24 protein-coding genes are annotated in these 25,675 nt (G+C 64.9%); 16 read left to right on the forward strand and 8 right to left on the reverse strand.

Annotated elements, in window-relative coordinates; genetic code table 11:
- Nucleotides 1-177 precede the first annotated feature (177 nt).
- The 6 genes from N4264_RS08065 (at nucleotide 178) to N4264_RS08090 (ending at nucleotide 6,956) form a co-directional block, all read left to right on the forward strand.
- Nucleotides 178-1,116 (forward strand): ABC transporter ATP-binding protein, encoded by a 939-nt coding sequence (locus tag N4264_RS08065; protein ID WP_261696541.1) that lies wholly within the window; start codon nucleotides 178-180, stop codon nucleotides 1,114-1,116.
- Entirely contained in the window at nucleotides 1,113-1,847 is a 735-nt protein-coding gene (locus N4264_RS08070; RefSeq protein WP_261696542.1) for an ABC transporter permease, read from the forward strand. The genes N4264_RS08065 and N4264_RS08070 overlap by 4 nt, the downstream gene beginning before the upstream one ends.
- Before the next feature lie 12 nt (nucleotides 1,848-1,859).
- On the forward strand, nucleotides 1,860-3,719 hold the full coding sequence (locus N4264_RS08075; protein WP_261696543.1) for a Gldg family protein: 1,860 nt from the start codon (nucleotides 1,860-1,862) through the stop codon (nucleotides 3,717-3,719).
- Nucleotides 3,720-3,738: 19 nt separating this feature from the next.
- Nucleotides 3,739-4,986 (forward strand): DUF4340 domain-containing protein, encoded by a 1,248-nt coding sequence (locus tag N4264_RS08080; protein ID WP_261696544.1) that lies wholly within the window; start codon nucleotides 3,739-3,741, stop codon nucleotides 4,984-4,986.
- A 456-nt stretch (nucleotides 4,987-5,442) separates the two neighbouring features.
- On the forward strand, nucleotides 5,443-6,426 hold the full coding sequence (locus tag N4264_RS08085; RefSeq protein WP_261696545.1) for a BsuPI-related putative proteinase inhibitor: 984 nt from the start codon (nucleotides 5,443-5,445) through the stop codon (nucleotides 6,424-6,426).
- Nucleotides 6,427-6,500: 74 nt separating this feature from the next.
- Entirely contained in the window at nucleotides 6,501-6,956 is a 456-nt protein-coding gene (locus N4264_RS08090; protein ID WP_343231992.1) for a DUF423 domain-containing protein, read from the forward strand.
- 1 nt (nucleotide 6,957) lies between these two features.
- Here N4264_RS08090 and N4264_RS08095 read toward each other — a convergent pair whose 3' ends face one another.
- From N4264_RS08095 to N4264_RS08125, 7 genes are all read right to left on the reverse strand, one after another.
- The gene (locus N4264_RS08095; RefSeq protein ID WP_261696546.1) at nucleotides 6,958-7,542 is read right to left on the reverse strand and encodes a 2OG-Fe(II) oxygenase; all 585 of its coding nucleotides are present in this window, start codon (nucleotides 7,540-7,542) and stop codon (nucleotides 6,958-6,960) included.
- Nucleotides 7,543-7,944, reverse strand: a complete 402-nt coding sequence (locus N4264_RS08100; RefSeq protein ID WP_261696547.1) for a DUF3574 domain-containing protein — start codon at nucleotides 7,942-7,944, stop codon at nucleotides 7,543-7,545.
- A gap of 47 nt (nucleotides 7,945-7,991) precedes the next feature.
- Nucleotides 7,992-8,474: a cupin domain-containing protein gene (locus N4264_RS08105; RefSeq protein WP_261696548.1), complete on the reverse strand. Its 483-nt coding sequence runs from the start codon at nucleotides 8,472-8,474 to the stop codon at nucleotides 7,992-7,994.
- 46 nt (nucleotides 8,475-8,520) lie between these two features.
- The gene (gene mfd / locus N4264_RS08110; RefSeq protein ID WP_261696549.1) at nucleotides 8,521-11,973 is read right to left on the reverse strand and encodes a transcription-repair coupling factor; all 3,453 of its coding nucleotides are present in this window, start codon (nucleotides 11,971-11,973) and stop codon (nucleotides 8,521-8,523) included.
- A 192-nt stretch (nucleotides 11,974-12,165) separates the two neighbouring features.
- Nucleotides 12,166-12,777, reverse strand: a complete 612-nt coding sequence (locus N4264_RS08115; RefSeq protein WP_261696550.1) for a GNAT family N-acetyltransferase — start codon at nucleotides 12,775-12,777, stop codon at nucleotides 12,166-12,168.
- Nucleotides 12,778-12,927: 150 nt separating this feature from the next.
- Nucleotides 12,928-13,296 carry a PilZ domain-containing protein gene (locus N4264_RS08120; protein ID WP_261696551.1) on the reverse strand — a complete coding sequence of 123 codons (369 nt, stop codon included), beginning with the start codon at nucleotides 13,294-13,296 and terminating at the stop codon, nucleotides 12,928-12,930.
- Nucleotides 13,297-13,417: 121 nt separating this feature from the next.
- Nucleotides 13,418-14,221, reverse strand: a complete 804-nt coding sequence (locus N4264_RS08125; protein ID WP_261696552.1) for a cytochrome C assembly family protein — start codon at nucleotides 14,219-14,221, stop codon at nucleotides 13,418-13,420.
- Between the two features lie 114 nt (nucleotides 14,222-14,335).
- On the opposite strand from N4264_RS08125, the gene ffh reads away from it, so the two are divergent.
- The 7 genes from ffh to N4264_RS08160 all read left to right on the forward strand — a co-directional run bounded on the left by ffh (nucleotide 14,336) and on the right by N4264_RS08160 (nucleotide 20,447).
- Nucleotides 14,336-15,724 carry a signal recognition particle protein gene (gene ffh, locus N4264_RS08130; RefSeq protein WP_261696553.1) on the forward strand — a complete coding sequence of 463 codons (1,389 nt, stop codon included), beginning with the start codon at nucleotides 14,336-14,338 and terminating at the stop codon, nucleotides 15,722-15,724.
- Nucleotides 15,725-15,892: 168 nt separating this feature from the next.
- The gene (gene rpsP / locus N4264_RS08135) at nucleotides 15,893-16,150 is read left to right on the forward strand and encodes a 30S ribosomal protein S16 (RefSeq protein ID WP_261696554.1); all 258 of its coding nucleotides are present in this window, start codon (nucleotides 15,893-15,895) and stop codon (nucleotides 16,148-16,150) included.
- A gap of 11 nt (nucleotides 16,151-16,161) precedes the next feature.
- Nucleotides 16,162-16,677 (forward strand): ribosome maturation factor RimM, encoded by a 516-nt coding sequence (gene rimM / locus N4264_RS08140; RefSeq protein ID WP_261696555.1) that lies wholly within the window; start codon nucleotides 16,162-16,164, stop codon nucleotides 16,675-16,677.
- A gap of 17 nt (nucleotides 16,678-16,694) precedes the next feature.
- Nucleotides 16,695-17,474, forward strand: a complete 780-nt coding sequence (gene trmD / locus N4264_RS08145; RefSeq protein WP_261696556.1) for a tRNA (guanosine(37)-N1)-methyltransferase TrmD — start codon at nucleotides 16,695-16,697, stop codon at nucleotides 17,472-17,474.
- A gap of 20 nt (nucleotides 17,475-17,494) precedes the next feature.
- The gene (rplS, locus tag N4264_RS08150; RefSeq protein ID WP_261696557.1) at nucleotides 17,495-17,860 is read left to right on the forward strand and encodes a 50S ribosomal protein L19; all 366 of its coding nucleotides are present in this window, start codon (nucleotides 17,495-17,497) and stop codon (nucleotides 17,858-17,860) included.
- A gap of 228 nt (nucleotides 17,861-18,088) precedes the next feature.
- The gene (htpG, locus tag N4264_RS08155; protein ID WP_261696558.1) at nucleotides 18,089-19,972 is read left to right on the forward strand and encodes a molecular chaperone HtpG; all 1,884 of its coding nucleotides are present in this window, start codon (nucleotides 18,089-18,091) and stop codon (nucleotides 19,970-19,972) included.
- 73 nt (nucleotides 19,973-20,045) lie between these two features.
- Nucleotides 20,046-20,447: an Hsp15 family ribosome-associated heat shock protein gene (locus N4264_RS08160; protein WP_261696559.1), complete on the forward strand. Its 402-nt coding sequence runs from the start codon at nucleotides 20,046-20,048 to the stop codon at nucleotides 20,445-20,447.
- A 29-nt stretch (nucleotides 20,448-20,476) separates the two neighbouring features.
- Here the strand turns inward: N4264_RS08160 and mutS are convergent, their stop codons facing one another.
- The gene (gene mutS / locus N4264_RS08165) at nucleotides 20,477-23,014 is read right to left on the reverse strand and encodes a DNA mismatch repair protein MutS (protein ID WP_261697595.1); all 2,538 of its coding nucleotides are present in this window, start codon (nucleotides 23,012-23,014) and stop codon (nucleotides 20,477-20,479) included.
- A gap of 425 nt (nucleotides 23,015-23,439) precedes the next feature.
- On the opposite strand from mutS, the gene N4264_RS08170 reads away from it, so the two are divergent.
- The 3 genes from N4264_RS08170 to N4264_RS08180 all read left to right on the forward strand — a co-directional run bounded on the left by N4264_RS08170 (nucleotide 23,440) and on the right by N4264_RS08180 (nucleotide 25,672).
- Complete coding sequence (locus tag N4264_RS08170; RefSeq protein WP_261696560.1) at nucleotides 23,440-23,949, forward strand: CinA family protein; 510 nt, start codon at nucleotides 23,440-23,442, stop codon at nucleotides 23,947-23,949.
- A 137-nt stretch (nucleotides 23,950-24,086) separates the two neighbouring features.
- Nucleotides 24,087-25,124, forward strand: coding sequence for a recombinase RecA (gene recA / locus N4264_RS08175; protein WP_261696561.1), 1,038 nt, complete (start codon nucleotides 24,087-24,089; stop codon nucleotides 25,122-25,124).
- A gap of 53 nt (nucleotides 25,125-25,177) precedes the next feature.
- Entirely contained in the window at nucleotides 25,178-25,672 is a 495-nt protein-coding gene (locus N4264_RS08180; protein WP_261696562.1) for a regulatory protein RecX, read from the forward strand.
- Nucleotides 25,673-25,675 lie beyond the last annotated feature (3 nt).

The raw sequence follows: 25,675 nt of genomic DNA on the forward strand, positions 1-25,675 counted from the left end.
GACGCGCTTGCATCAGCGAGCGGTGACGGCCCAGGGCCCGCCGCGTACGCCCAGCGATGCAGCGCGCGCCAGCGGGAACGGGGTGCGACTTGCTGGCCAGCCATCGTCGTTCTGCTCGAAGTGCCGGTCGTCCGGCGCTGTCGGGGAGCGGCTGCACTAGGAACAGGTGACCTGACGATGATTGAAACCATTCAACTGACGAAACGCTACGGCGACCTCACCGCCGTGGACGGCATTTCGTTCAAGGTCGAGCCGGGGCAGGTACTCGGTTTTCTCGGTCCGAACGGAGCCGGCAAATCCACCACGATGAAAATGATCGCGGGCTTTCTCGCTCCCACAGCCGGGAGCGTGAAGGTGTGCGGCTTTGACGTGGAAGAACAGCCCATCGAAGCGAAGCGGGCGCTGGGATACCTTCCGGAAGGCGCTCCCAGCTACGGCGAGATGACGCCGCTGGGCTTCCTGCAATTCGTGGCCGATGTGCGCGGACTGACGGGCGATGCACGTCGCCGCCGCCTGGACGACGTGATCGGACGCCTGCAGTTGAGCAGCGTGCTCGGCAAGCCCATCGACACGCTCTCCAAGGGCTTCAAGCGCCGCGTAGGGCTCGCCCAGGCGATCCTGCACGATCCGCCGGCGCTGATCCTCGACGAACCCACGGACGGCCTGGACCCGAACCAGAAACACGAAGTCCGCGCGCTGATCAATGCGATGGCCGCGGACAAGATCATCATCATCTCTACGCACATCCTCGAGGAAGTGCACGCCGTCTGTTCGCGCGCGGTGATCATCGCGCACGGCAAGTTGCTCGCCGATGCCACGCCGGCTGAACTTGAAGCGCAGTCGCGCTATCACGGCGCGGTGTCGTTGACCGCGCTCAATGTCGGTGCGGCCAAGGAAGCGCTGCTGCGCGTCAGCCACGTGGAAGAAGTGGAGGTGGATCCGCAGGATCACCGCATCACCGTCTTCCCGAAGCAGGGGCATTCCATCTTCAACGCGGTCAGCGAAACGCTCAAGGCTCAGAACATCGGTTTTACCGAGTTGCAGCTGGAAGCCGGCCGCCTGGACGAGGTGTTCCGCACGATCACCCAGCGCCCCGCCAAGGAGGCACGCGCATGAATCCGATCGCAACGGTCTTCCGGCGCGAGCTGCGCAGCTATTTCTCGACGCCGGTCGCATACGTCTTCATCGTCATATTCCTGCTGCTGTCGGGCGCGCTCACCTTCTACATGGGCGGCCTGTTCGAGCGTGGCCAGGCCGACCTGCAGGCGTTCTTCTCATTCCATCCGGTGCTTTACCTGTTCCTGGTTCCGGCAGTGGCGATGCGCCTTTGGGCGGAAGAGCGCAAGAGCGGCACGATCGAGCTGCTGCTGACCCTGCCGATCACCATGTGGCAAGCCGTCCTGGCCAAGTTCCTCGCCGCGTGGGCGTTCATCGGTATCGCGCTCGCGCTCACCTTCCCGGTATGGATAACGGTCAACTATCTTGGTGATCCGGACAACGGCGTCATCGTCGCCAGCTACCTCGGCAGCCTGCTCATGGCCGGTGGCTTCCTGGCGATCGGTTCCTGCCTGTCGGCGGCGACGCGCAACCAGGTGGTCGCCTTCATCCTGACGGTGGTCGTGTGCTTCCTGTTCATGGTCGCCGGATACCCGCTCGTGCTCGACGCCGTTGGCGCCGTGCTGCCACAGGGGGCTGTGGATGCCGTGTCCGGTCTGAGCTTCCTGACGCACTTCTCGGCGATTTCCAAGGGCGTGATCGATCTGCGCGACCTGATCTATTTCGTGCTGACCATCGGCTTCTGGCTGTACGCCAATGCCGTCGTCATCGATCTGAAGAAGGCCGATTAAGGAGATATCGCCATGGCCATTCAACGCAGAACTCTCACGGGAAGCACGCTCGTGATTCTCGGTGTGCTGTTTGTCGCCGTCGTGCTGCTGAGCAACGTGCTGCTTCGCGGTGCACGCGTCGATCTGACACAAAACAACCTGTATACCTTGTCGGATGGTACCCGCAATGTGCTGACCAAGCTCGACGAGCCGATACATCTGTACCTGTACTACTCGGACAAGGCCACGCAGAACCTGCCGATGCTGCGTACCTACTACCAGCGGGTGCGCGAACTGCTGGAAGAGATGGCCGCCCGGGCCGACGGCAAGTTGCAGCTGACGGTGATTGATCCGCTGCCGTTCTCGGAGGACGAGGACACCGCCGCCAGCTATGGCCTCCAGGCCGTACCGATCAGCCAGGCGGGCGAAAAGGCCTACTTCGGCCTGGCCGGGACCAATTCCACCGACGGCGTGGCGATCATTCCGTTCTTCAATCCGGACAAGGAAACGTTCCTGGAATACGACGTCGCAAAGCTGATCCATGACCTGACGACGACGAAGAAACCAGCCGTGGGTTTCATCTCCAGCCTGTCGATGGCCGCCGGATTCAATCCCGAGACGCGCCAGATGAAGGAACCCTGGGCTGCCTACCAGGAACTGTCGCAGCTGTTCGACGTGCGCCAGCTCAATGCGGCCGCGCTCAAGAGCATTGACAAGGACATCAACGTCGTCGTGCTGGTGCACCCGAAGGACCTGCCCGAGGATGCGCTCTATGCCCTGGACCAGTTCGTCCTGCGCGGCGGCCACCTCATGGTGTTCGTCGATCCGCACGCCGAGCAGGATGAATCGGGCGCCGATCCGCAAAATCCGCAGTCGGCGATGCTGGCCGACAAGTCGTCCGATCTTGGCACGCTGTTCAAGGCCTGGGGCGTGGAGTACGCACCGGACAAGGTGCTGCTGGACCGCACCCACGCGCTCCAGGTGTCCTTCGCGCCGAACACGCCGCCGACGCGGCATCCGGCGATGCTGGGGTTCACCAAGCAGAATCTGAGCCCGGATGACGTCATCACGGCCAACCTGGATACGGTGAACATTTCGACCGCGGGCTATTTCGAGCTGAGCAAGGATGCGACGGCCAAGCTGGTGCCCATCATCCAGTCGAGCAACCAGTCGATGAGCACGCCGGTCGACCAGATCAAGTTCATGGCCGATCCTTCCGCCCTGATGAGCAATTTCAAGCCGACCGGGTCGCTGTTCGTGGTGGCCGGGCGCCTGGAAGGCACCTTCAAGACCGCTTTCCCGGACCGCAAGGAGGAAGGTCATCTGGCGCAGTCCAAGGACAGCAACGCCATTCTGCTGTTCGCCGACACGGACGTGCTCAGTGACCGCCTGTGGGCGCAGGTGAACAACTTCTTCGGCCAGAAGATGGTGAATGCCTTCGCCAACAACGGCGACCTGTTCATCAACGCCGTGGACAATCTCTCGGGCGATTCGGACCTGATCTCCATCCGCGGCCGGGCGACGTCGCGTCGGCCGTTCACCAAGGTCGAAGAGATCAAGCGCTCCGCCGATGACCGATTCCGCAGCAAGGAACAGGAGCTGCAGCAGGAACTGTCCGAAACCGAGCGCAAGCTGACCCAGTTGCAGACGGCCAAGGGCCAGGACCAGGCGATGGTGCTGTCCAGTGAGCAAAAAATAGAACTGGATAAATTCCTCAAGCGCAAGGTCGAGGTCCGCAAGGAGCTGCGCGAGGTGCGGCGAAAGCTCGACGAGGACATCGAGAAGCTCGGCACGCGTCTGAAGGTGTTCAACATCCTCCTGATCCCCATCGTGCTGACGATCGGTGCGCTCGCGTTCGCCGCGTGGCGCCGAAAGCGGCCGCAGGTCGCCTGATCGCCCAGGGAGCCATTGCATGAATCATGTGACACAGAAAAACGTACTGGGCCTGGGGGTCGCCACGGTGCTGGCGATCGGCATCGGGGTGGCGATCACGACATCGCGCCAGCCGCAGAGCGAGGGCAGCCAGGCGGAAACCTATGCTCTGCCTGAGTTGCGCGATCACCTGAACGAGGTGAAGTCGCTCACGCTGAGCGGTGCGGGACAGAAGGTCATTGCGACGATCGAGCGCGGCGATAAAGGCTGGACCCTGAAGGAAAAGGGCGGCTATCCCGTCGATGTGGCCAAGTTGCGCAAGTACCTGATGGACCTGTCGGAAGCCCGTCTGCTCGAACCGAAAACCAGCAACGAGCAGCGCTACGCGGACCTTGGCGTCAGCGACATCGGTGCGGCGGACGCAAAGGGCGTGCTGGTGGCAATCGACGGCCTGGGAAAGCCCGCGCAACTGATCATCGGTAATCCCCACACCCGTGGCGAAGCCACGTTCGTACGCCGCGCGGGCGAAAAACAGAGCTGGCTTGCCAAGGGCAGCCTTGTCGCAGACAAGACGCCGGCAAACTGGCTCGACAAGTCGCTGATGGATATCTCATCCAATCGCATCAAGGATGTTCGGATCCAGCGTCCGGACGGCAAGTCCCTGCACGTGTTCAAAGAGCTGCCGACCGACACGCACTTCAAGGTGGCCGATATCCCGAAGGGGCGCGAACTCAGTTCAGAATTCGCCGCCAACGCGATCGGCACGACTCTGACCGCGCTGACGTTTGAAGATGTCCTGCCTGCCGCCGAAGCGGCACCGCCCGCCGACGGCAAAGTCCACAAGGCGACCTTCACCACATTCGACGGGCTGACGTTGACGCTCAACGGCTGGAAGAAGGACGAGAAAGCCTATGCGCGTATCGAGGCAGCGCTGGACGAGGCCGCTGTCGAAGCGGCAGTCGTCGCGGACCAGGCCAAGGCCAAGGCGGAGTGGGAGGCGAAGTCGGCCAGCGCGCCTGCGGCGGGCGGTGCCGACGCGAAGCCGGCTGCGGAAACGGCTCCGCTCGCCGTGACGGATGCGGCCAAGGACAAGGCCCAGCGATCGGAGGCGATCAAGAACGAGTTCGCCCAGATCCGGCAACGGCTGGACGGCTGGACCTTCGTGCTGTCGACCTACAAGTTCAGCGGCGTCGAGAAATCGATGGAGGACTTGCTCAAGCCCGTGGAAGACAAAAAGGCCGGTGCCAAGGCAGCCGCGAAGCCCGTACTTCCCGGAACCACACCGTAGTCAGCGCGCGGCAGGCGAATCGTCGCTGACGATTCGCCTGCCGCGCTCAGGTACACCGCACGTAGCACCTCGGCGTCCACGGCCCGTGCCCGCCCGCGCCAGTCCCATTACCGACGCACGATGTTGCGATTCTTGCCTTGTCCCCCGCGCTGACGCCCTCTTTGCTTTCTTGTGAAGAAAAGTGTCACGCCTCGTGTTGTGCGTTGCAACACGGTTCCGTTAGAATTTCTCTGTCGCGTACACAGGGTGCGCGGCATATCGGTTGATCCCCCCGCGACATTCACGATTCGCTCCCGCGTCAGCGAACGGGCGGGTGTGTCCGTCGAAAGGTCGACCGATTTCTTGGGCCATCAACAAGCCGCTCCATGAAGGGGCGCCAGCCAATTGATCGCCGCATGGCGCGTCCATGCTCGCGAAGGACTGATTGGCTGTCATCGGTTCATTAACGGAGGAACCATGAGGAAGCATCTTTTCGTCGCCATCGTTCTCGCCTACGCCGGCAGCGCCGCTGCGCAGTCGGCGTCCAGCTACTTCCCCCTCAACCAGGGCGACAAGGCCACGTTCGTCGGTGACAACAACGTCACCCGCGAATTCGCCGTCAACGCCGCTATCAACGACTGGCGCCAGGTCAGCGACCTGATGGGCGCCGGCCCCACGGGCCTGTCGGTCGGCCTCAACGGTCAGATCTCGCTGCGTGCGACCCCGTCGAGCCCGTCGCGCGTGTTCATCGACTTCTCGCGTTCGGTCAACACGACCTTCAACGCCCAGCTCGGCCCGTGCACCAAGTCGGCCACCATCGTTGCCAAGAACCAGCAGCTGACCGTTCCGGCCGGCCGCTTCAGCAACGTGGTGCAGGTCGACTTCGCCCGCAACTGCGCCGACGGCGGCCTGCTCAGCGCGTGGTTCGCGCCGGGTGCGGGTCTCGTGAAGTGGGCGGAAACCAGCATCGCCGGTCCGCGCCAGTACTCGCTGCAGAGCGCGCGCATCGGTGAAACCTACTTCGGTACGCCGGCCATCCGCGTCAGCGCCGAACTGCCGGGACCGAAGGTGCTGGTGAACGTGACGCCGAAGATCACGGCGCGCCTGAAGATCGAGAACCTGTCGAACCAGGACCAGACCTTCGAGTGCCCGAGCACCCAGCAGTTCGACATCGTCATCAACGATGCGCAGGGCCAGTTCGTCACCTCGTGGGCCGCCAAGCGCATGTTCCCGCAGGTCATCACGCAGTTCGTCGTTCCGGCAGGTGGCACCCACACCGTCGGCGGCGACGTCGAGCTGAAGACCCTCGACACGAACCTGCCGCTGGATATCGGCAGCTACACCGTCGAAGCCCTGCTGCGTTGCCACATCCGCCAGGAAGCCAGCGCGTTCGCGCCGGTGCCGTCGTACTCGGCCAAGGGCCCGCTGTTCATCGACCAGCGCGTGTCGATCGGCTTCTAAGCTGAAAGTGGACTGCCATAGGATGGCTGGTCCGATCCTTCGGCTGTACTGACGGAACAAGCCGCGACACTCCGGTGTCGCGGCTTTTCTATTCTTGCGCCCGGCGACAGTCGCTAGACTGCGCATTTCCCGGTGATGGACGCGATGATGCGCGCATCAGCTTCTTCCTGCAGATGGTCGCGGCATTTGTCGGGGCCGTGGGTGTTGCCCTCGGCGCCTTCGGCGCGCACGCGCTGAAGAATGTCTTCGACACGGCGCAACTGGCGACCTGGCAGACCGCAGTCAGCTACCTGTTCTGGCATGTGCTGGCGGCGATGTTCGCGGCGCAACGGATGCGTGGTGAAGCAGCGCCACTTGCCGGGTGGAGTGCGCGGATCTTTCTCGCGGGCATCTTTCTCTTCAGTGGCAGCCTGTTTGCGCTGGCATCCGGTGCGCCGCGGGCAGTCGGCATGATCACGCCCCTGGGCGGCGTGTGCTTCATCGTGGGCTGGATCCTGCTGGCGCTGGATGCGCGTCGCAGCGTTGCGTGAATCAACGTGCGTCGCCGCTGCGAAACCATGCGATCACGGTCAGGCGTTCACCGTGGGTGACGGGCAGCACTTCGTGCGTGGTTTCGGCCCGGAATGCCACGACAGTGCCTGCCGACGGCGCGAGGGCACAATGGCCGGTCGTACCAGTGCGGTTGTGCAGCACGAGTTCACCACCGCCGTAACCGGGGGAGCCAGGGGTCGGCGCCGGTCCATTGAGGAACAGCACGATCGAGATCCGACGATGCCGTGTCTCATCGCGTATCAGCGGTGTGTTGCCGTCCTGGTGCGCCACGAAGAAATCGCCGGTGCGGTAGCGCAGGAACTGCAGCGGTTCCAGCCTGCCGAGCGGCACATCAAAATGCGCTTCCAGGGACGGACGCAGGCGCAGGAAGCACTGCTCCACCTGTTGTATTGCCGTTGCCGGCGCATCCAGTCGCGTCACGCGCCGCATCAGTGGAAGCACGGCGGTATAGGCGCTTGCGCCGCTAACCGTCGCCGGCTCGCCGTCGAGCGCCTGGAGCGCGGCGCACAACGCCGACAACTCGGTACCAGCGACGCAATTGGCGAGCGTCAGGTGGTCCGTCATCTAGAAACGCACGCAGACGGCCGACTGCTCGCGCAGCACCGCCTCCTGCTGGAACTGCACGCGATAGCGGGCAATCACGTCATCCACCGCTGCGCCGGACGCTTCCCCGGGCGGGTGCAGCAGGATGACGAGCCGCGAGCCTTCGCGTACGAGCGAGCCGGCCTCTGAACGCCAGTAGCCTTCGCCGTCAATCACGGTCAAGCCTTCAGGGAACGCGGACGTGAGCACATCGTGCTGGAATTTTTCCCATTGTTCCGGGGTGACGGCACTGCCATCCGGACGCGATTGCCCAAAGTACAGGACGTCGCGAATGTGAGGCTGCAGTCCCGGTGCGCACGACGTTGCAGGGCGGGGCGTTATCGCGCAGCCGCAAAGGCTCACGAGCAGCAGGCCATGCAGCACCGGCCGTGGCCACGACGTTGGACTGACATGCCGTGCGCCGCATCGCGTCATGCCAGGTCCATCAGGTCCGGGTTGAGTTCCTCGATCTGGCGCGCCACCTCGGGAGCCTGGTCGAGCAGCGAAAAGCCGCGGTACTCGTATCCGGGTGCGACCGTACAGCCAACCAGGGTGTAGGCGCCACGCGGGCGCGCCGCCTGCCACATGCCGGCGGGGACCACGAAAACAGGCGCGGATTCGCGCGAAGCGGGGCCCAGCGTGTGTGTCGTGAGGGTGTTCTCGGCTGGATCGTAGCGCAGCAGCTCCAGCGGCTGGCCTTCGTAGAAGTGCCACACTTCGTCGGCATCCACGCGGTGCCAGCGACTGAGTTCACCGTCGGCCAGCAAAAAATAGATCGATGTCGCAGCAGCACGCTGTTCGTTGCCGGTGTAGCCGACTCGACTGGCGGATTCGTAGATGCGCCGGTAGTGGCCGCCCTCGATGTGCGGTTCCAGCCGGAGCGTGCGGATGAGTTCTTGGGCTCGGGTATGCATCGGGAAAGCGTAACCGATGCGGGCGCCCACCGCACCCGCACACGGGCTAGGCCGCTTTGCGTTGCGCCAGCGTGGCGAGCAGGTCACTGGCCGAGCGCAGGCGTTCGGCGGTGCCGGGCAGTTCCATGCGGATCTTGAGCTTGTCCTGTCCGTCGAGCGTGAACACGCGCGGCTGGCTCTGGATCAGCTTGATCACGGTCAGTGGTTCCACATTGGGATTCTTCCCAAAAACAGCGCGTCCACCCTGGGCGCCGAGTTCGAGGCGACGGATGCCCAGCGCCGTGGCGCGCAGCTTCAGCTCAGTGACGGCGAAAAGGTTCTTGACGGCATCGGGCAACAGACCGAAGCGATCGACCATTTCGATTTGCAGTTCGCGCAGTTGGTCCGAGTCGCGCGCACTGGCAATGCGCTTGTAGAGCGTCAGGCGGGCATGCACATCGGGCAGGTAGTCATCCGGGATCAGGGCGGGCAGGTGCAGTTCGACTTCGGCTTCGTGTTCGTTGACCAGTTCGAAATCAGGCACCTTCCCGCTCTTGAGTGCGCGGACCGCACGTTCGAGCAGGTCCGTGTACAGCGAGAAGCCAACCTCCTGGATCTGTCCGCTCTGCTCGTCGCCGAGCAATTCACCGGCGCCGCGGATCTCAAGATCGTGAGTGGCCAGCGTGAAGCCGGCGCCAAGTTCCTCCATCGACGCCAGCGCCTCCAGGCGTTTCTCCGCATCGGCGGTGATCGACTTGCGGTCGGGCAGGATCAGATAGGCGTAGGCGCGATGGTGCGACCGGCCGACGCGGCCGCGCAGCTGGTGCAGCTGCGCCAGTCCGAACCGGTCGGCGCGGTTGACGATGATGGTGTTGGCGGTCGGAATGTCGATGCCCGACTCGATGATCGTCGTGCACAGCAGCACGTTGAACCGCTGGCGGTGGAAGTCCAGCATGACCTGCTCGAGTTCCTTTTCCGGCATCTGGCCGTGGGCGATCCGGATGCGCGCATCCGGGATCAGCGCCTGCAGGTCGCGCTCGGTCTTCTCGATGGTGTCGACTTCGTTGTGCAGGAAATACACCTGGCCGCCGCGCTGCAATTCGCGCTGGAATGCCTCCCGCAGCAAGGCCGGATCCCACTGGGAAATGAAGGTCTTTACCGCCAGGCGATGCGCCGGCGGCGTGGCAATGATGGACAGGTCGCGCATGCCCGACATGGCCATGTTCAAGGTTCGCGGAATCGGCGTCGCGGTCAGCGTGAGGAGATCGACCTCGGCGCGCAGCTTCTTGAGCTGCTCTTTCTGGCGCACGCCGAAGCGCTGTTCCTCATCGACGATGACCAGCCCCAGGTCCTTGAACTTCACGTCCTGCTGCAGCAGCCGGTGCGTGCCGATCATCACGTCGATCTGGCCTTCGGCCAGCTTCTTCATGGCCTCGTCGACTTCCTTCTTGGATTTGAAGCGCGACAGGACATCGACACGGATCGGCCAGTCCGCATAGCGATCGCGGAAATTCTGGTAGTGCTGCTGCGCCAGGAGTGTCGTCGGCACCAGCACGGCCACCTGTTTTCCGGCCACCGCGGTAACGAAGGCCGCACGCAGCGCCACTTCCGTCTTGCCGAAGCCGACGTCGCCGCAGACGACGCGATCCATCGGCTTGCCGGAAGCCAGGTCCGCGACAACCGCATCGATGGCGTTGAGCTGGTCGGGCGTTTCCTCAAATGGAAACGCGGCGGCGAACTGTTCGTACATGACCCGGTCGACGGGCAGGGCGACGCCCTGGCGCGCCTCGCGCTGGGCGTAGATGGCGAGCAGTTCGGCCGCGACGTCGCGGACCTTCTCCGCCGCCTTGCGCTTGGCACGTTCCCAGGCGTCGCCGCCGAGGGAATGCAGCGGAGCCAGCTCCGGCGACGACCCCGAATAGCGCGAAACCAGGTGCAACTGCGCGACCGGTACGTAGAGCTTGTCGCTCTTGGCGTATTCGATGGCGAGGAATTCATTGGCGCTGCCGCCGACATCGAGCTTGATCAGTCCCTGGTAGCGGCCGACGCCATGATCGACGTGCACGATGGGCGCACCGATGGCCAGCTCGGTGAGATCACGGATGATGGTTTCCGGATCGCGCGCCGCACGTTTGCGGCGGCGCTGCTGTGCGACGCGCTCGCCCAGCAGCTCGCGTTCGGTCAGCACCGTGACAGGCGTGGTGGTCAGGGCGAAGCCGGTATTGAGCGCGGCGACGCCGATCGCCAGCCGCATGGGCATCGACAGGAACTCCTGCCACGATGCCACAGTATCCGGACGGATCTGCGCTGCCGCCAGCTGTTCAATCAATGCTTCGCGCCGGCCGGCCGAATCGGCGGCAATAAAGACGCGGCCCGGATAGGCCGCCAGAAAATGCGACAACTCGGCGGCCGGGGCGTCGCTCTTGCGATTGATCGGCAGCATTGGCGCCGGTTGCGTGCCGAGGCTGACGACGTGCTCGTTGGCGCCTTTCGCGACAATGTCGACACGCAACTGCCGGTTGAGCTGCTCGCGCAGCAGGTCCGGTGACAGGTACAGCTCGGCCGGCGGCAGGATCGGGCGCTCGATGTCGTGCGCGCGCTGGTCGTAGCGGTCGGCAGTCTGTTTCCAGAACTGCTCGGCCGCATCGAGCACACCCTCGCACAGCACGAAAAGCGATTCGCCGGCGAGATAATCGAACAGGGTGGCGGTGGTTTCGAAGAACAGCGGCAGGTAGTACTCGATGCCGGCCGGCGTCGCGCCTTCTTTCAGATCCTGGTACAGCGGGCAACGACGGATGTCGATCGGAAATCGTTCGCGCAGACGCGTGCGGAATTGTTTCGTCGATTCATCCGTCAGCGGAAACTCGCGCGCCGGCAGCAGGCGCACTTCTTCGACTTTCTGAGCCGAGCGCTGCGTTTCCGGATCGAAGCTGCGGATCGATTCGATCTCCTCGTCGAACAGTTCGATGCGATAGGGCTCGGCCGCGCCCATGGGGAAAATGTCGATCAGGGCGCCGCGTACGGCAAAATCGCCGGGCTCGAGCACCTGCGGCACGTGGCGGTATCCGGCCGATTCGAGTCGACGCTGCTCGATCGATAGCTGCAGTGTCTGGCCCACGCGCATTGCCAGGCCGGTTCCGCCGATATAGCTCGTTGGCGGCAGGCGTTGCATCAGGGTTGCCGCCGGCACTACCAGGATGCCGCGACGGACGGTCGGCAGCCGGAACAGGGTGGCGACGCGCTGGGAGACGATCTCCGGATGCGGCGCGAAAAGGTCGTACGGCAGTGTTTCCCAATCGGGAAAATGCAGCACTTCGAGCGAGCCGCCGGCGAATACCGCCAGTTCCGACTCCAGTGCGTGGGCGCTCTGTGTGTCGCGCGTCACGGCGACAACCAGCCCGGCGTGCTGGCGCGCCACTTCGGCAAACGCGAGCGCGGCCGAGGAGCCTTGCGGTGTTTCCCAGTAGCGACGGACTTTGGCGGCGGTCGGGAGCGGTGGAAGCGGCAGGATCGAGGTCATCGCGGCACGAATCGAAGTAGACGCGCCAGGGCCACGCCCCGGCGGGGGTCGACAAGTCTACCCGGTTTGGGGGACCCGCCGGCCGATTCCGGGCATTGCAGCGGTGGCGGCCGCGACCGCCCGTTCAGCCCGGGATGTCCTGCCGGCTGTCGATCGCGCGGGGCTGCCTGCGATGCGCTGGCGGCGCGAGCGTCAGATTGCGAGACGGACGCGTGTAAGGCCCGTGCCGTGGAATACCGGTTCGCGACGGAATCCGAGACTGTCGCACAGGGTGAGCATGCGGCCGTTCTCGACCAGTACGTCGCCCCAGATTTCGCGCACGCCGCGCGCGCGGCACGCCGCGATCACGCGCTGCATCAGCAGGCGTCCGAAGCCTTGCCCATTCAGGGCTTTCTGCACGATCACGGCGAACTCGGCGCTGTCTGTGGTGGGGTCGATGTAGGCGCGGGCTACGCCGTGGATCTCAGGTTCCGGCACTTCCGGTCCGTCGACCAGCACCAGCGCGATTTCCCGGTCTGGGTCGATCTGGCACAGGCGCGTGGCCAGGGCATCCGGCAGCTCCGTCAGCGCGTGCAGGAAGCGCATGCGTATTTCTTCGGCGCTCAGGTGCGAGAAGCCACGTTGCAGCGCGACGACATCATCGGGATGAATGGGGCGCAGGCGGAGGGAGCGGCCGTCCCGGCATTTGACCCATTCACCGTCGGAGCGGGGCGCGTCGTTGGCGGCGCGGAATCGCAGACGTTCGGGCGGGCGCACCCGGGAACGGTAATTGCTCATCGCGACGAGGCTGGCTGACGTTTTCATGCACTGCACCATGCCCAAAGGCAGTGGAGCAGGACATCTAATCGGCCGCTCGCCGCGACGCCTGATGCCAGCATGTTGCAGTTTGTAACCATGATGGTGCCGGGCGCGACCTGGTACGCACCTTGCTTTTCTTTCAGTAGCGCAGGTGGATCAGCCCAGGGCGGACAGTTCCCGGTTGAGCAGGCTGGGGTCGCCCAGGTTGAGCTCAATGAGCCGTTTGAGCTGGCTGAAACTGTCCAGGTCGATTTTCTCCCAGCGGCAGCCGAGGCGATGCGGCATGACGTGGGCAATCGACACGCCCATGCTGATGATCACGCTGCCATTGATGCGCAGGTCCAGGCGGTGGCCGCCGCCCAGCTTCCCCTGCCATTCCACCGGCCGTTCAATCAGCACGCCCTTCAGGGAGACGTCGACAAGCTTTGTCTCCCACATGGCGCTGCCCGAATACAGGCGCACGGTGCCTTCGAAGTTGAATCGTTGGAATCGGCGACGCTCGGCGCTGGAGGTTGGGGAGTTCATGTTCGCGACACTGCTGGAAGAAACGACGGCAAATCCCCTGTTGCTGAAGGATTCTGACGCCCGCGGCAGGCAGGGGCAAGCACTGTGCCCCCGACTTTCGTCGCGGCATTTGCCGCGTTGGTCAGTTCGCGCGCTGTAGCACGAGTTCCAGCACGAACTTGCTGCCGAAAAAGCCGAGCAGCAACACGCCCATGCCGGTGAGCACGAGCCGTACGGCGCGACGGCCGCGCCAGCCGAAACGCCAGCGTCCGAACAGCAGGACGCCGAACACGACCCATGCCACCAGCGACAGCACGGTCTTGTGCACCAGGTGCTGTGCGAAAAGGTTCTCCACGAAAAGTACACCGCTCAGGAGGGTGAGCGTCAGCAGTGCAAAGCCGGCTCCGACCAGGCGGAACATGAGGGCTTCGGTGAGCGTCAAGGGTGGCAGCACGCGGACGAGCCCGCCGGACAATCGATGATTGCGCAGCGCACGTTCCTGGCCGAGCAGCAGGATGGCCAGCACGGCGGCCAGGCTCAGCACGGCGTAGGCGAGCAGGGCAACGGCCACGTGCAGCTGGATCTGCCAGCCGAGCGACAGGGGTTGCGAGGATGGCTGGACGAGAATGTCCAGGGTCACCAGCGACGCCGCCAGAGGGAAGACGATCACGCCGAGCCCGGCCACTGGTCTTGCGATGTTGACGGCCAGGGTCAGGGCGGCGACCAGCAGGACCACCACGGACAGGGCGGTAAAGAAATGCAGGTCTATTCCGCCGCCGTGGCGGAGCAGTTCGGCCGCCGCATGAGCCGCGACGCCGCCGCCGGCCAGGGCGAGCCCGACAGAGCGCGATACGAGGGCCGGCCGGTTCAGCAGCGGCTGGGCGATGGCCAGCGCGCCGGCGAGGTACAGGACGGTGGCGATGATAGCCAGGACAAGGGGCAGCATCCGCCGAGTGTGGCATAGCGGCGCGGCTGCACGACAGGGATCGTGCGGGGGCGGCGATCCCCCGGGCGGGTGCTGCTATACTCCCGCTCCTTCAAGCGGCCTACCTTTGCGTCCATGTTCGAGTCCCTGAGCCAGCGGCTGTCTGCCACCATTGAGCGTCTGCGCGGTCGTGCGCGCCTGACCGAAGAAAACATCCGGGAGTCGCTGCGCGAAGTCCGCATTGCGCTGCTGGAGGCCGACGTGGCCCTGCCGGTGGTGCAGGCGCTGATCGAACGCGTCAAGGTACGCGCCGTCGGCCAGGATGTGCTCAAGAGCCTCACTCCGGGCCAGGCCCTGGTCCGCGTGGTGCGTGACGAGCTCACCTCGGTCATGGGAACGGTCAACAGCGACCTCAACCTGGCGACGCAGCCGCCGGCCGTGGTCCTGATGGCTGGCCTGCAGGGCGCCGGCAAGACCACCACGACCGCCAAGCTGGCCCGCTTCCTCAAGGAGCGGAAGAAAAAGAAGGTCATGGTCGTCAGCTGTGACGTCTACCGTCCAGCCGCTATCGAGCAATTGCGGGTGCTGGCCGAGCAGGTCGAGGTGCTGTTTCATCCCAGCGCCGGCGACCAGGATCCCGTCGCCATCGCGCGCGCCGCCCTGGACGCGGCCCGAAAGAATTTCGCCGACGTGCTGTTGGTCGATACCGCCGGCCGCCTGCATGTCGATCAGGACATGATGGTCGAGATCAAGGCGCTGCACGCGGCCCTGAACCCGATCGAAACCCTGTTCGTGGTCGATTCGATGACCGGCCAGGACGCCGCCAATACGGCCAAGGCCTTCGCCGAGGCGCTGCCGCTGAGTGGCGTGATCCTCACCAAGACGGACGGCGACGCCCGTGGCGGCGCGGCGCTGTCGGTGCGCTACATCACTGGCCGGCCGATCAAGTTCATCGGCGCCGGTGAGAAGACCGAGGCGCTGGACCCGTTCCACCCCGACCGCATCGCCCAGCGCATCCTGGGCATGGGCGACGTGCTGTCGCTGGTCGAGCAGGTCGAGCAGAAGGTCGACCAGGAAAAGGCCCAGAAGCTGGCCGAAAAGGTCATGAAGGGCAAGCGTTTCGACCTCAATGACATGCGCGACCAGCTGCAGCAGATGCTGAGCATGGGCGGACTGGGGTCCTTGATGGAGAAATTGCCGGGCGTGAACAGTTTGCCGGAGAACGTCAAATCCAAGGTCAACGATCGCGAAGTGCACCGCATGATCGCGATCATCAATTCGATGACCAAGAAGGAGCGCCGTCATCCGGATCTCCTGAATGGTTCGCGCAAGGCACGCGTGGCGCGCGGTTCGGGTACGTTGCCCGCCGACGTGAACAAGTTGCTCAAGCAGTACCAGCAGATGGAAAAGATGATGTCCAAGCTCGCGGGCGGCGGCCTCAAGGGCCTGATGCGCTCCATGTCCGGCGCCATGCGTGGCATGGGCGGCGGCGGCTTTCCGGGCGGCGGCGGGATGATGCGCTGAGGCGTCCTGGCGGGCGTTTCGGAAGGTTTTCAGGGCGGTCCCGGCGGGTTTGTCCGCCCCAAAATACGTGCCGGGCTTTATTTTTCGAATTATTCGGCTACAATGCCGCGTTTCCCGGGGCTCGTTGCGCCTGCGACCGGCCCGACTACCTATAGAGAAAATCGACCAATGGTCAAGATTCGCCTGTCCCGCGGTGGCGCCAAAGGGCGTCCGTTCTACCACATCGTCGTTGCTGACGAGCGCTATGCCCGTGACGGCCGCAGCATTGAACGTCTCGGCTTCTTCAACCCGATCGCCGCCGGCAAGGAAGTTCCGCTGGAACTGAACGTTGCCCGCGCGAACGAGTGGATCGCCAAGGGTGCCCAGCCGACCGAGAAGGTCCGGGCCCTGCTGAAGAAGGCCTCGAAGCAGGCCGCAGCCGCCTAAGCGGTCCGCGCTTGAGCGAGAGCGTCGAACGACGGATCCTGGTTGGAAGGATCGTCGGCGTATCAGGCGTCCAGGGGGCGATCAAGCTCGAGTCCTGGACGAACCCGCGAATGCAGATTTTCAAGTACCAACCCTGGATCTTGAAATCGGCGTCGGGGGAGAAGGAGATTCAAGGCTGTCGTGGTCGCGAGCAGGGCAAGGGCATGATTGCCGAATTGCCCGGCGTCTGTGAACGCGAACAGGCAGCCGCCCTGATCGGCACGGAAATCTGGGTCTTGCGGTCGGCTTTGCCGCCGCCCAAGCCCGGCGAGTACTACTGGGCCGATCTGGAAGGGCTGGATGTGGTGACGACAGAGGGAATTCCACTCGGTCGCGTTTCGCACCTGTTCTCGACCGGCGCCAACGACGTCCTGGTTGCGAAGGACGCCGAACGTGAACGGATGGTTCCCTTCGTAGTCGGCCAGTACGTTGCCGAGATCGATTTCGATGCCCGGCGCATCGTGGTCGACTGGGATCCGGAGTTCTAGAAGTCGAGGACGGCGCGGTGCGCATCGACGTCATCACGCTGTTTCCCGAGTTCATCCGCCAATGTGCTTCGGTCGGAGTGGTTGGCCGGGCGCAGGAACGGAACCTGCTGACGGTGGAATCGTGGAATCCACGCGATTTCGCGACTGACAACTACCGTACGGTCGATGGCCGCACCTGCGGCGGCGGGCCGGGCATGGTGATGCTGATCCAGCCGCTCCGGGCGGCACTGGCGGCGGCCCGGGCTGCGGCTCCGTCGGCGGCAAGAACGATTTACCTGAGTCCGCAGGGAGCGCGGCTGACACAGGCCAGGGTGGCCGGGCTCGCGCGGGAGGAGCGATTGATCCTCCTTTGCGGACGATATGAAGGTGTGGACGAACGCCTGATCGAGCGGGAAGTCGACGAGGAACTCTCCATCGGCGACTACGTTTTGTCAGGTGGCGAGCTGGGCGCGGCCGTGGTGATCGACGCGATCGGTCGCCTGCAGGACGGGGCATTGAACGATGCCGCGTCGGCCGAGCAAGACTCGTTCTCCAACGGATTGTTGGATTGCCCGCACTATGCGAGACCCATGCAGGATGCGCTTGGCGCTGTACCGGATGTGTTGCAGTCGGGAAACCATGCGATGATCCGTCGCTGGCGCCTGAAGCAATCGCTGGGCCGTACCTGGTTGCGACGCCCCGATCTGCTCGCACGCGCGGACCTGGACGGCGAAGCGCGACAGTTGTTGGAAGAATTCCGCCGCGAATGGCTCGCGGCACAATGTAGCCAAAGGGCCGGCAACGCGCCGGAACCATAAACAGACGAGTGGTGAGTGTCATGAGCAACCTCCTTCAGCAATTCGAAGCCGCACAGATCAAGCGCACGCTGCCGGACTTCGGCCCGGGCGACACGGTGGTCGTCAACGTCAAGGTCAAGGAAGGCAATCGCGAGCGCGTGCAGGCTTACGAAGGGGTGTGCATTGCCCGCAAGAACGCCGGCCTGAACTCCGCCTTCACCGTGCGCAAGATCTCGCACGGCACGGGCGTCGAGCGCGTCTTCCAGACGCACAGCCCGGTCATCGAGTCGGTCTCGGTGAAGCGTCGCGGCAAGGTGCGTGGCGCCAAGCTGTACTACCTGCGTGGTCTGGAAGGCAAAGCCGCCCGCATTCAGGAAGATCTGTCCAAGAGCGCGAAGTCGGAATAATCGACTTCCCGGATCTGCCGCAACGGCCGCCCTCGGGCGGCCGTTTGCATTTCTGCCCTGCGACGGTGCCGCAGACCGCCGCCCGGCCCGGCGCTGGCGTGAATGCCCGCTTGCCAGCCGCAACATGCGGCACCGTTCCGGGACGCACTTCGAAGGCACTGCCCCCGTTGAATCTGACCCGGACGCCCCTATGATCCGCGCGTCCATCCACCTTTGAGGTCCTCGCCAATGACCGATACCGTTGCCCCACAGACGCGCAAGTTCGAGGCCGAAGTCGCCCAGGTCCTGCACCTGGTGACCCATTCGCTCTATTCGCACAAGGAAATCTTCCTGCGCGAGCTTATCTCCAATGCCTCCGATGCCTGCGACAAGCTGCGCTTTGAAGCCATTGCGAATCCGTCGCTCAGCGAAGGCGACGCAGACCTCCACGTCGACATCACCTTCGATGCCGATGCGCGCACGCTGACCCTGCGCGACAACGGCATCGGCATGAGCCGCGACGAGGTGATCGAGAACATCGGCACCATCGCCCGTTCCGGCACGCGCAAATTTCTCGAGTCGCTGTCCGGCGATTCGCGCAAGGACACCCAGCTGATCGGCCAGTTCGGCGTCGGCTTCTACTCGGCGTTCATCGTGGCCGACAAGGTCACCCTGGTCACGCGTCGCGCCGGTGCCGATGCCAGCGAAGGCGTGAAATGGGAGTCCGACGGCACCGGCGAGTACACCATCAGTGCCGTCGCCGACGCGCCGCGTGGCACCAGCGTCACCCTGCACCTCAAGGAAGACGAGTCCGAATTCCTCAACCGCTGGACGCTGCGTTCGCTGGTTTCGAAGTACTCCGACCACATCGCCTTCCCGATCCGCCTGCCCAAGGAAGAAGAAGGCAAGCTGACGGACGAGTTCGAAACCGTCAATCACGTGGCCGCGCTGTGGACGCGCCCGAAGTCGGAACTCAAGGACGAGGATTACCAGAGCTTCTACAAGGCCCTGTCGCACGACTTCAACGACGCCGCGAGCTGGACCCACAATCGCGTTGAAGGCAACCAGAGCTACACGGTGCTGCTGTACCTGCCGTCCAAGCCGCCGTTCGACGCCATGTTCAGCGGCCGCGACGAACGCAAGGGGCTCAAGCTCTACATCCGCCGCGTCTTCATCATGGACGCCAGCGAACAGCTGCTGCCGGCCTACCTCCGCTTCATGCGCGGTGTCGTCGACTCGGATGATCTGCCCCTCAACGTCAGCCGCGAGATCCTGCAGGACAACCGCCTCGTCGCGCAGATCCGCAGCGCGTGCATCAAGCGCAGCCTCGACCTGCTCGAGAAACTGGCCAACGACGACGCGGAAAAATTCCAGGCCTTCATCGACAGCTTCGGCAACGTGCTCAAGGAAGGTATCGCCGAAGATGCCGCCAATCGCGAACGCATCGCCAAGCTGCTGCGGTTTGCCTCGACCCGATCGGAAGGCCAGACGCGCACGGTTTCGCTCGACGACTACATCGGCCGCATGGTGGCCGGCCAGGAAGCCATCTACTACGTCAGCGCGGACAGCTTTGCCGCCGCCAAGGGCAGTCCGCAGATCGAGGCGCTGCGGTCGCGTGGCATTGAAGTGCTGCTGATGATCGATCGCATCGACGAATGGATGCTTGGCTACCTCAACGAATACAACGGCAAGCGCCTGCGCAACGCCGCCAAGGGTGATATCGACCTGACCGCCATCGCCGGTGGCGACGACAAGGACGCCCGGGAAGCCGCGGCCAAGGCCGCCGAGCCTGTCGTCGCACGACTCAAGGAATTGCTGGGCGAGCGTGTGAAGGACGTGCGCATCAGCCAGCGCCTGACGGATTCGCCGTCCTGCCTGGTGCTCGACGAGTACGACATGGCGCTGCACCTGCAGCGGCTGATGCGCGAGGCCGGTCATGAGGTGCCGCCGAGCAAGCCGATCCTGGAGATCAATCCGCAACACGCGCTGGTGCAGCGGATCGAGAAGGATACCGACACCGCCCGTGCGACCGACCTGGCTGTACTGCTGTTCGAACAGGCCCAGATCATGGAAGGGGCGCACCTGGATGACCCCGCGGCGTTCGTGCGTCGCGTCAACGCGTTGCTGGCCTGATTCCAGCACGGCCGCCCGGCATGTCCGGGCGGCCGTCATGGTCACTCGCCACATCCGGTGCGATCATAGGTCCATGGAACCTGCTGCTCCCGAAACTGTCCGGGCCGATCTGTGGCTTTGGGCCGCCCGGTTCTTCAAGACACGCTCGCTTGCCAAGCAGGCGATCGAGGGCGGGAAGGTCGAGGCCAACGCACAACCGTGCAAGCCGAGCAAGGCGATCCGCGCCGGCGACCGCTTGCGTATCACGCGCGGTGAAGAACGCTTCGATGTGGAAGTGCTCGGCCTGAGCGAGCAGCGAGGCCCTGCTTCCGTCGCCCAGGCGTTGTACCGCGAAACTGACGAAAGCCGAGCCGCGCGGGCGGCAGAGCAGGAACGCCGGCGTCTGGAGGCAACCGGCTATGCAAAGCCTGCGACCAAGCCCGACAAGCGGGCGCGCCGTCTCATTCGCGCGCTGGGTGATATCGATTCACTCTAGGCGATGACTGCTCGCGGCGAACGCACCCGCTACAGCAACGCTCGCAACCGGTAAAGCGCCTCCAGCGCTGCTTTTGGAGTCAGCTCGTCCGGGTCGATCTCGCGCAACGCGCGTTCGGCGGCCGACGGCGCGGCGAACAGGTTCATCTGCTGCGGCGATTCCAGCGCGATAGACGTCGTCGCCGGCGCCGCATTCGCGGCTGGCTGTTGTTCCAGCGCGGCCAGATAGCGCCGGGCGGCCGTGATCACCGGTTTTGGCAGACCGGCCAGCGCAGCCACCTGCAGGCCGAAGCTGCGGTTGGCCGGTCCTTCCTTCACCGCATGCATGAACACGAGACTGTCGCCGTACTCGATCGCGTCCAGGTGCACGTTGGCGATGCCCGGATACTGGCTGCCCAGCTCCGTCAGTTCGAAGTAGTGCGTGGCGAACAAGGTGTAGGCCTTGTTCGCGGTTGCCAGCTGCACGGCGCAGGCCTTGGCCAGCGCGAGTCCATCGTAGGTCGAGGTGCCGCGTCCCACCTCGTCCATCAGCACCAGGCTGTCGGGTGTGGCATTGTGGAGAATGTTGGCGGTCTCGGACATCTCCACCATGAAGGTCGATTGGCCGCGTGACAGGTCGTCGCCTGCACCGATGCGCGTGAAGATGCGGTCCACCGGGCCGATCGTCGCACTGTCCGCGGGCACATAGCTGCCGATGTGCGCCAGCAGGACGATCAGCGCCGCCTGCCGCATGTACGTGGATTTGCCGCCCATGTTGGGGCCGGTGATCACCAGCATCCGGCGCGCCGGGTCCAGCCTCAGGTCGTTGGGCTCGAACGGTTCCTGCCGCACCTGTTCGACGACCGGGTGGCGTCCGCGCACGATCTGGATACCCGGATCGCGCACCAGCTCCGGCGCGGTCCAGTTCAGGCTGTCGGCGCGTTCGGCGAAGGTGGCCAGGACGTCCAGCTCGGCGATGGCCGCTGCCGCCTGGCGCAGCGGCTGCAGCAGCTCGTTCAGCCGGTCGAGCACCGCTTCGTACAAAGCGCGCTCGCGCATCAGGCTGCGTTCGCGCGCAGAGAGCACCTTGTCCTCGAAGGCCTTCAGTTCTTCGGTGATGTAGCGCTCGGCGCCCTTGATGGTCTGGCGGCGCGTGTAGTGGGTGGGCGCGCGGTCCGCGTGCGCATTGGTGATCTCGATGTAGTAACCGTGCACGCGGTTGTAGCCGACCTTGAGCGTCGGGATGCCCGACGCTTCGCGTTCGCGTGCTTCCAGATCGACCAGGAACTGATCCGCATTGGTCGACAGGGTCCGCAATTCGTCCAGCTCGGGGTCGAATCCGGTGCGGATCGCGCCGCCGTCGCGCAGCAGCGCCGGCGGCTGATCCACGATCGCGCTGGCCATCCAGTCGGCCGTCTGGGTGTGCTCGCCCAGGCGTTCGAGCAGGGCGAGCAACAAGGGGCTGTCTGCACCGTGGACCGCTTCGCGCAGCCGCGGCGCCTGGTGCAGCGCATCGCGCAGGGTGGACAGGTCGCGCGGACGCGCCGAGCGCAGCGCGACGCGCGCAAGAATGCGTTCCACGTCGCCGATACCCCGCAGGGTTTCGCGCAACGGTTCGAAGCGGCGCGAATCGACCAGGGCGGAGATGGCCTGGAATCGCCGGCGCAGGGTGTCGTGATCGCGCAGCGGCCGGTGCAACCACCGCTTGAGTGTGCGTGCGCCCATCGGTGTGATGCTGCGATCGAGCACGCCCAGCAGGGTGTGTTCGCCACGGCCGCTGGCATTACTGTCCAGTTCCAGGTTGCGCCGCGTCGCGGCATCCAGCGCGATCGTCTCGCTCGCGCTTTCCACCGCCAGGCCGGTCAGGTGGGGCAGGGCGCTCTTCTGGGTTTCCTCGACATAGCCGAGCAGGCAGCCGGCGGCCGCCACGGCGAGGGGCAAGTCCTCGCAGCCGAATCCGGAGAGGTCCTTGGTGCCGAAAAAGCGGCAAAGTTGCCTTGTGCACGACTCGTGGTCGAAGTGCCACGGTGCGCGCTTGCGCAATCCCGGCAGCTCCGTGACGAAGCGCGGCCAGGCCACGTCTTCGCCTACCAGCGTTTCAGCCGGCTGAAGGCGCGCCAGCTCCGACGCCAGCGCCTCGGGGGTGTGGGCTTCGGTCAGCAGGAAACGACCGCTGGCGAGGTCGACCCACGCCATGCCATAGCCGGTCTTGCCAGCGGAAATGGCCAGCAGGAGGTTGTCGCGCCGCTCCTCGAGCAGGGCTTCGTCGGTGACGGTGCCGGGCGTGATGACACGCACTACTTTGCGCTCTACCAGCCCCTTGGCCAGTGCCGGATCACCGATCTGTTCGCAGATCGCCGCTGATTCGCCCAGTTTGACCAGCCGCGCCAGGTAGCCCTCGGCAGCGTGGTACGGAATGCCTGCCATCGGGATCGGCTGGCCGGCGGACTGGCCGCGCTGGGTGAGGGTGATGTCGAGCAGGCGTGCCGCCTTGCGCGCATCGTCGTAGAACAGCTCGTAGAAATCCCCCATCCGGAAGAACAGCAGCGTGTCCGGATAGTCCTGCTTGGCACTGAAGTATTGCCGCATCAGGGGCGTGTGTTCCTGGAACGCCGCACCCGTGCCGGGCTCTTTGTCTGCCGCCTTGGTCTTCACTGGTTATTCCATCGCGATCGGGCGCGGCCTGCCGGGAAGCCGCCGGGTGGGCGGTGCAGGCGCAACGGCGTAGTTTAGCCTGCGTCGCACGGAAGACGTCAGGCCGCCGTCCCGCAGGCGGCCACCCTCCCTGCCGCCAGATGCAGGCCCGCCTGGTTCGCGTTCGGGCTGGCTGCGTCCCGTCGCTGATACGCAATGCGTAGCAATTCACGTCTCCGGCGCGCGAAGCCCGTGATGCCGCGCCTGGGCCCGCGGAGACACGGCCGCCGGCGCGACAGGCTGCGCCCGTCCGGCCGTGTCGCTTGGCGCGTACCCGCATTTCGGCTAGAAGACACGGTTTGATCCCTCCGGAGCACGTGATGACCGTTTCCACCCGCTGCGATGACGCCGAGCTCGTCCGACTGGGCGAAGTCGTGGCCGATCTCCTGATCCAGCGCGGGCAGATGGTGGTGACGGCGGAATCGTGCACCGGCGGCTGGATCGCCAAGACGCTTACCGACATCCCCGGCAGTTCCGCCTGGTTCGAGGCCGGGCTCGTGGCCTACAGCTACGAGGCCAAGGAGGCGCTGCTGGGCGTCAACCCTCACACGCTCGAACGGACCGGTGCCGTGAGCCAGGAAACCGTGGTCGAGATGGTCTCGGGCGCGCTGGCCCGCTACGGCGCGTCGGTTGCCGTGGCTGTCACCGGAATCGCCGGGCCCGGCGGCGCCACTCCCGGAAAGCCGGTCGGCACGGTCTGGATCGCCTGGAAGCGGCGTGGCGGCTATGCGCACGCGGAAACCTTTCACTTCGACGGCGACCGCGAGGCGGTGCGGCGTCAGACGGTTGCCGCCGCGCTCGTCGGGATTCAGAAAATTCTGACCACCTGACGCGGTGGCCGCCCCATGCGACCCCCGGGGCGCTATGGAATAATCGTCCCGTTACCCGCCGTGCGACGCCCCGTCTCGGTTTCTGAGAACGCCGGGGGGCACACTGCGCGGCGCCATGAACCTGACGAGGAAACACAATGGATGACAACAAGCGCAAGGCGCTCGCTTCGGCGCTGAGCCAGATCGAAAAGCAGTTCGGCAAGGGCACCGTGATGCGCATGGGCGACAAGACCGGCGAGGCGGTCGAGGTGGTTTCCACCGGCTCCTTTGCGCTGGATATCGCCCTGGGTATCGGCGGGCTGCCGAAGGGGCGCGTGGTCGAGATCTACGGCCCGGAATCGTCCGGCAAGACCACCCTGACCCTGCAGGCCATCGCCAGCTGCCAGCGTGCCGGCGGCACCGCGGCCTTCGTCGACGCCGAGCACGCGCTCGACCCGACCTACGCCGAAAAGCTTGGCGTGAATGTCGACGATCTCCTCGTTTCGCAGCCCGATACCGGCGAACAGGCACTGGAGATCACCGACATGCTGGTGCGCTCCGGCGCGGTGGACATGGTGGTGATCGACTCGGTTGCCGCGTTGACGCCCAAGGCGGAAATCGAAGGCGAAATGGGCGAGATGCAGGTCGGCCTGCAGGCCCGCCTGATGAGCCAGGCGCTGCGCAAGCTCACCGGCACGATCAAGAAGTCCGGCTGCCTGGTCATCTTCATCAATCAGTTGCGCATGAAGATCGGCATGATGATGCCGGGCCAGAACCCCGAAACCACCACCGGCGGCAATGCGCTCAAGTTCTACGCCTCGGTGCGCCTGGATATCCGCCGCATCGGGTCGGTCAAGAAGGGCGACGAGATCATCGGCAATGAGACCAAGATCAAGGTCGTCAAGAACAAGCTGGCGCCGCCGTTCCGCCAGGTGATCACGGAAATCCTCTACGGCGAGGGCATCAGCCGCGAAGGCGAGCTGATCGACATGGGGGTCGAGCACAAGTTCGTCGAAAAGTCCGGCGCCTGGTACAGCTACAACGGCGAGCGCATCGGCCAGGGCAAGGACAACGCCCGCAATTTCCTCAAGGAACACCGCGATCTGGCCCGCGGCATCGAAGAGCAGCTGCGTGCCAAGCTGATTCCGGAGCGCCGCTCGGCATCGGCGCCGGAATTCGAGCCCGAGGAAGCCTGACCCGCTCCGGGCGGACGGCGTCGCCGTCTGCCCGCTTCCGGCCCCGGATCGCCATGCGTCGCCGCTCCGACGATGACAAGCCGCTGCCCAGTGCCTACCAGAAGGCGCTGGGCCTGCTTACGCGCCGCGAGCATTCCGCCCGCGAGCTGTCGCGCAAACTGGGGCAGACGGGATACAGCGCGGAGGAAGCAGGCGAGGCGGTGAGCCGTCTCCAGTCGCAGTCCTTCCAGAGTGACACCCGGTTCGTGGAAAGCCTGATCCGCACCCGGGCCGGGCAAGGCTACGGTCCGCGCCGCGTCCTGGCGGAGTTGCGCACCCATTCCGTCGGCGACGAGATCGCGCGGCAGGCGATCGCCGAATCGGGCGTCGACTGGGCTGATCTGGCGCAGCGCCAGTACCGTCGCCGCTACGGTTCGCGGGCCGCCGGCGACCGCGCGGAAACCGCCCGGCGCGCGGCATTCCTCTTGCGCCGCGGCTTTGATGCCGCCACAGTACGGGCCATCACCCACGCGGACGACGTGGACGACAGCGCCGACGAGTTCGATTGACGG

Source organism: Tahibacter amnicola, from assembly GCF_025398735.1.
Taxonomy (GTDB): Bacteria; Pseudomonadota; Gammaproteobacteria; order Xanthomonadales; family Rhodanobacteraceae; genus Tahibacter; species Tahibacter amnicola.